1 protein-coding gene and 2 pseudogenes are annotated in these 1334 nt (G+C 46.1%); all 3 read right to left on the minus strand.

The annotated features are described in order from the left end of the window. The coding region (locus tag NA59_RS12735; RefSeq protein WP_044413594.1) for a hypothetical protein at window positions 1-488 on the minus strand (488 nt) is incomplete at its 3' end. 619 nt (window positions 489-1107) lie between these two features. After that, window positions 1108-1242: pseudogene (locus tag NA59_RS15245) on the minus strand (nucleotidyl transferase AbiEii/AbiGii toxin family protein); the annotation flags it as partial. Beyond that, window positions 1235-1334 (minus strand): annotated as a pseudogene (locus tag NA59_RS15630) (type IV toxin-antitoxin system AbiEi family antitoxin domain-containing protein); the annotation flags it as partial. The pseudogenes NA59_RS15245 and NA59_RS15630, both read right to left, overlap by 8 nt.

A 1334-nucleotide genomic window follows, 5' to 3' on the forward strand; every position in this document is an offset into this window, starting at 1 on the left:
GTAAAGTCCATTGCCGCAAACCCCATTTTTGCGACCATCGCATTAAACCGGTTATCACGGTTTTTGTTTAAGAACTCACTCCTCGCCAGTGACATGGCATCTAAAAACAGATCGCTGGCCTGTGGATTAACCCGACGCTCTTGCTCAACAAACAGCTGTTTTTTAACACGATCAATCTGATGGCACAAATCAGTCTTGGCTTGATTTACCTGATTAATCATCTCGAGCACAGCCACCTCATTACATACCAACACGGCGGCATGAACAGCGGGCTTATCGCTGATCCAAAGATCACACACCTGATCTGCAAGCCTGCTTAACTCAGATTCACTTAATCGCGCTGGATAAATGGCACGGGTTGCCGGCTGGCTATCACTCAAAGGTCTAAAGCCGCTGATAGCCAACTGATGATCAAGCAGCACCTGTTTAAGCTGGGCCATGAGCTCAATCAGGTTTTGTGCCGCCACTTTTAATGCGTGTTGATCCATACCCTAGCCATACACATAATAGATAAAAACATAATTATAACAGTTTGTTAGCGCATTTATTGATTTATGTTACACACTAAAGCCCTCAGACCATCCCTTCAAACATTCCCTAGCCCTGCCCACCATTCTGCCCCCTTCTCACTCCCAAGCCAACCAACACACGCGGAGTGAAGCCGACGCGCATGGGTCGCCACCTAGGCTAAAGGCGTACTGTTACAATGTGATCATGTTAAGCCCGTTACACTTAGATTTGTGATACCAACAAGATTGAATATCAACACACTCAGTGTTACCCTAATCAAGTTCACATTTTCTAGAGGCCACCTGCATGGAAACAGCAAAAATCATTCTCGCTATCATCGCGATTGCCGTACTGGCTATCATCGCTTACAGCGGTGATGATGTACTAGACAAACACGCTAAAAAATAGCGCCTTAGGTTTCGGCTTATTCAGCCCTCAAGATACTACACAAGGTTAGCCTACGCATACGCGCTTCCAAGCGGCCTACGCGGCAGTAAACCGTACGCGTGCGCTCTTGATCTCAGCCATCATTCTTCCAAGCTGCCTACTCGGCAGTAAACTCCTTGGCATAGGAGTGAAGGATTTTCACGATCTTCCAAGCCGCCTACTCGGCAGTAAACATAAATTAATAGCTGTGCCACCTTTAAGTGCAAAAACTGGCTCGGTTGCGACTACAGGCAGCATTCTTATGAGCAACGAAACCTGTTTGTAGTGTGAGCTATCTTTATCCATTGTTTTGTTCACTTTTTTTGGCGGATAATATCTCGGGCACTGTGATTTGATATCGCTCATCAAAACGTCCTTTTTCGACAACCTGACGCTTT

It is taken from the genome of Thiomicrospira microaerophila, from assembly GCF_000934765.1.
GTDB classification, from domain to species: domain Bacteria; phylum Pseudomonadota; class Gammaproteobacteria; order Thiomicrospirales; family Thiomicrospiraceae; genus Thiomicrospira; species Thiomicrospira microaerophila.